This is a genomic window from Streptomyces sparsogenes subsp. cuspidosporus, assembly GCF_039532705.1.
GTDB lineage: Bacteria > Actinomycetota > Actinomycetes > Streptomycetales > Streptomycetaceae > Streptomyces > Streptomyces sparsogenes.
On sequence record NZ_BAAASD010000066.1, the window covers coordinates 22,366 to 29,510 of the forward strand.

General features: G+C 73.4%; 5 protein-coding genes. 1 reads left to right on the forward strand and 4 read right to left on the reverse strand.

All coding sequences use genetic code 11. The features are described 5' to 3' along the window. The first annotated feature begins 65 nt into the window (after positions 1-65). Complete coding sequence (locus tag ABFY07_RS40060; protein WP_346179185.1) at positions 66-992, forward strand: SDR family oxidoreductase; 927 nt, start codon at positions 66-68, stop codon at positions 990-992. On the opposite strand, the gene ABFY07_RS40065 is transcribed toward ABFY07_RS40060, so the two are convergent. From ABFY07_RS40065 to sucB, 4 genes are all read right to left on the reverse strand, one after another. Beyond that, positions 983-1,981: a helix-turn-helix transcriptional regulator gene (locus tag ABFY07_RS40065; protein ID WP_346179186.1), complete on the reverse strand. Its 999-nt coding sequence runs from the start codon at positions 1,979-1,981 to the stop codon at positions 983-985. The genes ABFY07_RS40060 and ABFY07_RS40065 overlap by 10 nt on opposite strands. A gap of 88 nt (positions 1,982-2,069) precedes the next feature. After that, a complete protein-coding gene (aceE, locus tag ABFY07_RS40070; RefSeq protein WP_346179190.1) occupies positions 2,070-4,772 on the reverse strand; it encodes a pyruvate dehydrogenase (acetyl-transferring), homodimeric type in 2,703 nt (900 codons plus the stop codon). A 116-nt stretch (positions 4,773-4,888) separates the two neighbouring features. Then, entirely contained in the window at positions 4,889-5,512 is a 624-nt protein-coding gene (locus ABFY07_RS40075; protein ID WP_065958650.1) for a GntR family transcriptional regulator, read from the reverse strand. 147 nt (positions 5,513-5,659) lie between these two features. After that, a partial coding sequence (gene sucB / locus ABFY07_RS40080) for a 2-oxoglutarate dehydrogenase, E2 component, dihydrolipoamide succinyltransferase (RefSeq protein WP_346179187.1) occupies positions 5,660-7,145 on the reverse strand: 1,486 nt, incomplete at its 5' end.

Sequence of the window (7,145 nt, forward strand, 5' to 3'; positions counted from 1 at the left end):
CGGTGTTCCCTGCGAGGGTCGAGGGGCCGGAAGCGATCCGGCCGAGCTGTACACCGAAGGGACGTATGTACGTGAGCACACAGGGCGCGCTGGCGGGCAAGGTCGCACTCGTCGCGGGGGCGACGCGGGGCGCCGGCCGGGCCATGGCCGTGGAGCTGGGAGCGGCGGGGGCCACCGTCTACGCGACGGGGCGCACCACGAGGGAGAAGGTCAGCGAGGTCGGGCGGCCGACGGAGACCATCGAGGAGACGGCGGAGCTGGTCACGGCGGCGGGCGGCACGGGGATCGCGGTGCCGGTCGACCACCTGGAGCCCGAGCAGGTGCGCGCGCTGGTGGAGCGCATCGACCGGGAGCAGGGCCGGCTGGACGTGCTGGTCAATGACGTGTGGGGCGGCGAGCACCTGGTCACCTTCGACAAGAAGAGCTGGGAGGTGAAACTCGAGAACGGGCTGCGGATGCTCCGGCTCGGCGTCGAGACTCACCTGATCACCAGCTATTACGCGCTGCCGCTGCTGGTCCGGCGGCCGGGCGGGCTGGTGGTGGAGGTGACCGACGGCACGGAGGAGTACAACAAGGCCTTCCGCGAGAACCTCTTCTTCGACGTCACCAAGAACGCCCCCATCAGGATGGCCTACGGGCTCGCCCAGGAGCTGAAGGAGTTCGGCGGCACGGCGGTGTCCATCAGCCCGGGGTGGCTGCGCTCCGAGCAGATGCTGGAGCACTTCGGGGTGACCGAGGAGAACTGGCGCGACGCCGTTGAGAAGGAGCCGCACTTCGCGATCGCCGAGACGCCGCACTACCTCGGGCGGGCGGTCGCGGCGCTCGCCGCGGACCCGGACCGGGCGCGCTGGTCCGGCACGTCGGTCTCCAGCGGAGAGCTGGCCAAGGTCTACGGCTTCACCGACCTGGACGGCTCCCAGCCGGACGCCATGGGCTACTTCCGGGACGTCGTCGGCGGCGGCAAGGAGGCCGCGGTGGAGGACTACCGGTAGAGGTCCGCGGCCCGGGCGGCCGCCGCCGCGAAGCGCTCCCGCAGCTCCGGCGGGGAGAGCACCTCCGCCTCCGGGCCGAGCGCCAGCAGCTGCCCGTACGCCACCTCCAGCGACTCGACGGGCAGGGTGACGGTGATCCGCCCCTGCCCGTCGGGCCCCCCGGCCGCCCCGGCCGCCCCGGCCGCGGCCACCGCCTCCTGCCCCGCCGTACGGTCCGTCACATAGGGCAGCCGCCGCACGCCCTCCTCGGTCAGCCGCAGCACGACCTCCTCGCGCAGCAGCGAGCGGGCGAACTGCGCGGCCCGCTCCTCCCAGAACGCGGGCAGGTCGAACTCCGCCAGCCGCTCGAAGCGGCCGTGGGGGCCCGGGGCGGCCGACGGCTCGACGGAGGTGAAGCGGTCCACCCGGTAGACGCGGAAGTCTCCCTCGGCCCGCGCCGCCAGGTACCAGACGCCCGCCTTCAGCACCAGGCCGTACGGCTCCAGCTCCCGCTCCACCTCCGTGTCCCGGCGGCGGTAGCGGGCGGTGATCCGCCGGTCGTCCCACACCGCGTCGGCGATCGCGGGCAGCAGCTCGGGCGTCTCGGGCTCCTGCCACCAGCCGGGGGCGTCGAGGTGGAACCGCTGGGCGGCGGTGTCCGAGGCGTCGCGCAGCTCGGGCAGCAGCGCCGCCGAGACCTTCAGCCGGGCGGCCGACGCGGCGTCCGCGAGCCCCATGCCGCGCAGCGCGGCCGGCACCCCGGACAGGAACAGCGCCTCGGCCTCCGTACGGCCCAGGCCGGTCAGCCGGGTGCGATAGCCGCCGACCAGCCGGTAGCCGCCGGCCCGGCCGCGGTCCGCGTAGACCGGGACCCCGGCCTCGGACAGCGCGGCCACGTCGCGCGTGACGGTGCGCTCCGAGACCTCCAGCTCACGGGCCAGCTCGGCCCCCGTCATCGAGGGCCGGGACTGGAGCAGCAGCACGAGACGGATCAGACGGGCGGCGCGCATGCGCCCATCATGCCGCGCCCCCGCCCCGGGCCGGGGCGGGGGCGCGGGTGGCCGGGAGCCGGGACCGGGGCGCGGCCCCGGCCGCGCCTCAGATGCCGTAGCGCTCGGCCGCCTCCCTCACCGCCGTGGGCTTGACCTCGCCGCGGCGGGCGAGGCGGTCCAGGGCGGCGACCACGATCGCCGGGGCGTCCACCCCGAAGTGGCGGCGGGCGGCCTCGCGGGTGTCGGAGAGGCCGAAGCCGTCCGTGCCCAGCGAGTACCAGTCCTGCTCGACCCACTGGCTGATCTGGTCGGGGACGGCGCGCATCCAGTCGCTGACGGCGAGGACCGGGCCCGGTGCGCCTGCCAGGGCACGGGTGACGTACGGGACCCGGTCTTCACCGTTGAGCTGCGCCGCGTCACAGGACAGGGCGTCACGGCGCAGCTCGCTCCAGGAGGTGGCGGACCACACGTCGGCGGCCACGCCCCAGTCGTCGGCGAGGAGTTTCTGGGCCTCCAGGGCCCAGTGGATGGCGGTGCCGGAGGCGAGGAGCTGGATGCGCGGGGCGCCCTCGTCCGCCGGCTCGGCCGACTTGTAGCGGTACAGGCCCTTGAGGATGCCCTCCTCGACGCCCTCGCCGGCCGGCATGGGCGGCTGGACCTTGGTCTCGTTGTAGACGGTCAGGTAGTAGAAGACGTCCTCGGCGTCCGGGCCGTACATCCTCCGCAGCCCGTCCCGGACGATGACGCCGACCTCGTACGCGAACGCCGGGTCGTAGGCGACCGCCGCCGGGTTGGTGGAGGCGATCAGGTGGGAGTGGCCGTCGGCGTGCTGGAGACCCTCGCCGGTCATCGTGGTGCGGCCCGCTGTGGCGCCGATCAGGAAGCCCCGGCCGAGCTGGTCGGCCAGCGCCCACATCTGGTCGGCGGTGCGCTGCCAGCCGAACATCGAGTAGAAGATGTAGAAGGGGATCATCGGCTCGCCGTGCGTCGCGTACGACGTGGCGGCGGCGGTGAAGTCGGCCATCGAACCGGCCTCGGTGATCCCCTCGTTGAGGATCTGGCCGTTCGCGGCTTCCTTGTAGTAGAGCAGCTGGTCGCGGTCGACCGGGTCGTAGGTCTGGCCGAGCGGCGAGTAGATCCCGGCGGTCGGGAAGAGCGACTCCATGCCGAAGGTGCGCGCCTCGTCGGGGACGATCGGTACCCAGCGGCGGCCGGTCTCCTTGTCCCGCATCAGGTCCTTGACCAGGCGGACGAACGCCATGGTGGTGGCGATCTCCTGGGTGCCGGAGCCCTTGGCCAGGGTCTCGAAGGGCTTCGCCGACGGCTCGGGGAGGGCCACCGGGTGGACCTTGCGGGCCGGAGCGGGCCCGCCGAGGGCGGCGCGCCGCTCCTGGAGGTAGCGCACCTCGGGCGAGTCGGCGCCGGGGTGGGCGTACGGGACGAGCTGGTCGTCCAGCGCGCTGTCCGGGATGGGCAGCTCCAGGAGGTCCCGCATGGCGCGGAACTCCTTGCCGGTCAACTTCTTCATCTGGTGGTTCGCGTTGCGCGACTCGAAGCCGGGGCCGAGCGTGTAGCCCTTGACGGTCTGGGCGAGGACGACCGTCGGGGCGCCCTTGTGCTCCATGGCCGCGCGGTACGCCGCGTAGACCTTGCGCGGCTCGTGGCCGGCCCGGGACGTGTGGAAGCACTCGGTGAGCTTGGCGTCGGTCAGGCCCTGGCCGAGCCGGGCCAGCTCCGGGTCGGCGCCGAAGAAGTGCTCGCGGATGTAGGCGGCGTCGCGGGTCGCGTACGTCTGGAACTGGGCGTCGGGGACCTCGCGCAGCCGGCGCAGCAGCGCGCCCGAGGCGTCGGCGGCCAGCAGCTCGTCCCAGGCGGAGCCCCACAGGGCCTTGACCACGTGCCACCCGGCGGCGCGGAACTGCGCCTCCAGCTCCTGCACGATCTTGAAGTTGGCGCGCACCGGGCCGTCGAGCCGCTGCAGGTTGCAGTTGATGACGAAGGTGAGGTTGTCCAGGCGCTCACGGCCGGCCAGGGCGAGCGCGGCGGTCGACTCGGGCTCGTCCATCTCGCCGTCGCCGAGGAAGGCCCAGACGTGGGAGTTGGAGGTGTCCTTGATGCCGCGGTTCGCGAGGTAGCGGTTGAAGCGGGCCTGGTAGATCGCGGAGATCGGGCCGAGCCCCATGGAGACGGTGGGGAACTCCCACAGCCAGGGCAGCCGCCGCGGGTGCGGGTAGGAGGGCAGGCCGGAGCCGCCGGCCTCGCGGCGGAAGTTGTCCAGGTGGGCCTCGGTCAGCCGGCCGTCGAGGAAGGCGCGGGCGTAGATGCCGGGGGAGGCGTGGCCCTGGATGTAGAGCTGGTCGCCGCTGCCGTCGGCCTCCTTGCCGCGGAAGAAGTGCTGGAAGCCCGTCTCGTAGAGCCAGGCGGCGGAGGCGAAGGTGGCGATGTGTCCGCCGAGGCCGTCCCGGCTGCCGCGGGTGACCATCGCGGCGGCGTTCCACCGGTTCCAGGCGGTGATCCGCCGCTCCATCGCCTCGTCGCCCGGGAAGGCGGGCTCGGCGGCGGTGGGGATGGTGTTGACGTAGTCCGTCTCGAGCAGCGGCGGCAGCCCCAGCCCGGCGCGCTCGGCGTGCTCCAGCGTGCGGCGCATCAGATACGAGGCGCGGTGCGGTCCGGCGGCCCGGGTGACGGCCGCCAGGGAGGCGCCCCACTCGGCGGTCTCCTCGGGGTCGCGGTCCGGGAGCTGGTCGAGCTCGCTGGGCTGCGTGGGGGCGGGCTGCTGGATGGGGTGGCTCTGGGTGGCTGCCGCCATCCCTCCGTTGACGAGGTCGGTCATGCCATGACTGTAAATTCTGATCGATGATCGATCAAAGTGCTTGAGCCGAAAAACTTCTCCGAAAGGCGAAATTGGCATTCCGTGCCGCGAAATCAGGCACGCGGTGCACAGCCGAGCACATGCTCCTTGACGAGTTCCGCGACCCGCGGGTCCCGCCGCCGGAACGCGTCCACGACGGCCTGGTGCTCCTCGGCGTACGACTCCTGACGGGTGCCGAGCCAGCGGATGGACAGGGTGGTCCAGATCTCGATGCCCAGCGACTCCCAGGTGTGCAGCAGCACGCTGTTGCCCGAGGCCCGCACCAGCTCGCGGTGGAAGGCCACGGTGTGCCGCACCTGCGCCTCCCCGTCGGCCCTCCGGTCCGCCTCGTACAGCGCCGCCACCTCCGGCTCCAGCGCCGAGGTGTCCTCGGCCAGCCGGGGCGCGGCCAGCTCGGCGGCGATCTGCTCCAGACCGGCCCGCACCGGATAGATCTCCTCCAGGTCGGCGGCGGTCAGATTGCGGACGCGTACGCCCTTGTTGGGCGCCGACTCGATCAGCCGCAGCGTCTCCAGCTCACGCAGGGCCTCGCGGACCGGGGTCTGGCTGACCTCCAGCTCGGTGGCGATCCGCCGCTCCACGATCCGCTCGCCCGGCTTCCAGCGCCCGCTGACGATGCCCTCCACGATGTGCTCGCGGATCTGCTCGCGCAGCGAGTGGACGACGGGATGGACCATGGCGCTCCTTGCACTCCTTAGGACGGTACTGATCGGACGGTACCGACATGACAATACGGCGGACAGGCGAACGGCGGCGCCCCCGCCCGGATCGCTCCGGGCGGGGGCGCCGCCGTCAGCCGTACCGGCGTGTGCCGGCTGGAGGGCTCAGAGGCCGAGCTCGACCTCGAACTCGCCGGCCTCCAGGATCTCCTTGACCGCCGTCAGGTAGCGGGCGGCGTCGGCGCCGTCCACCAGACGGTGGTCGTAGGAGAGCGCCACATACGTCATGTCGCGCACCGCGATCGTCTCGCCCAGCTCCGGGTGGTTGATGACCACGGGGCGGCGGACGGTCGCGCCGATGCCCAGGATGGCGACCTGGTTCGGCGGCACGATGATCGTGTCGAACAGCGCGCCGCGCGAGCCGGTGTTGCTGATGGTGAAGGTCGCGCCGGACATCTCATCCGGGGTGATCTTGCTGGACCGGACCTTGTTCGCCAGCTCCGCCGTCTTCTTGGCGATCCCGGCGAGGCTGAGGTCACCCGCGTTCTTGATGACCGGGGTCATCAAGCCCTTCTCGGCGTCCACCGCGATGCCGACGTTCTCGACGTCGAAGTACGTGATGGTGCCCTCGTCGTCGTTGATCCGGGCGTTGATGGCCGGGTGGCTCTTCAGCGCCTGGACGGCGGCCTTCACGAAGAACGGCATCGGCGAGAGCTTGACGCCCTCGCGCTGGGCGAACGCCTCCTTCGCCTGGGCGCGCAGCCGCATGAGCTTGGTGATGTCCACCTCGACCACGCTGGTGAGCTGCGCCTGGCTGTGCAGCGCCTTCATCATGTTGTCGCCGATGACCTTGCGCATCCGCGGCATCTTGACGGTCTGGCCGCGCAGCGGCGACGGGGCCGCGGCGGCGGCCTTCGGCGCGGCCGCCGGGGCGGCCTGGGCCTGCGCCTGGGCGGCGGCCTTGGCGGCCTCCGCGGCGGCGATGACGTCCTGCTTGCGGATGCGGCCACCGACGCCGGTGCCCTTGACGGCGGCCAGGTCCACGCCGTTCTCCGCGGCGAGCTTGCGCACCAGCGGGGTCACGTACGCGCCCTCGCCGTCACCCGCGGCCGGAGCCGGGGTGACCGGGGCCGGGGCGGGCGCCGGAGCGGCCGGGGCCGGCTCCGGGGCGACCGGCTCCGGGGTGACGGCCTGCGGGGCAGGAGCCGTCGGGGCCTGCGGGGCCGGAGCCGGGGTGGGCTCCGGGGCGGGTGCCGGGGCCGGGGCCTCGGCGGCGGGGGCCGGGGCGGGCGCCTCGGGGGCGGGCGCCTCGGGGGCGGGCGCGGCGGCCGGAGCGGCACCGGCGGCGCCGATCACGGCCAGCTTGGCGCCGACCTCCGCGGTCTCGTCCTCGGCCACCAGGATCTCGAGCAGGGTGCCCGAGGCCGGGGCCGGGATCTCGGTGTCGACCTTGTCGGTGGAGACCTCGAGCAGCGGCTCGTCGGCCTCGACCGAGTCGCCGACCTCCTTCAGCCAGCGGGTGACCGTGCCCTCGGTCACCGACTCGCCCAGGGCGGGCAGCACGACGTCGGTGCCCTCGGCACCGCCCGCCGGGGCGGCGGCCGGGGCGGGTGCCGGGGCCGGGGCCTCGGCGGCGGGGGCCGGGGCGGGC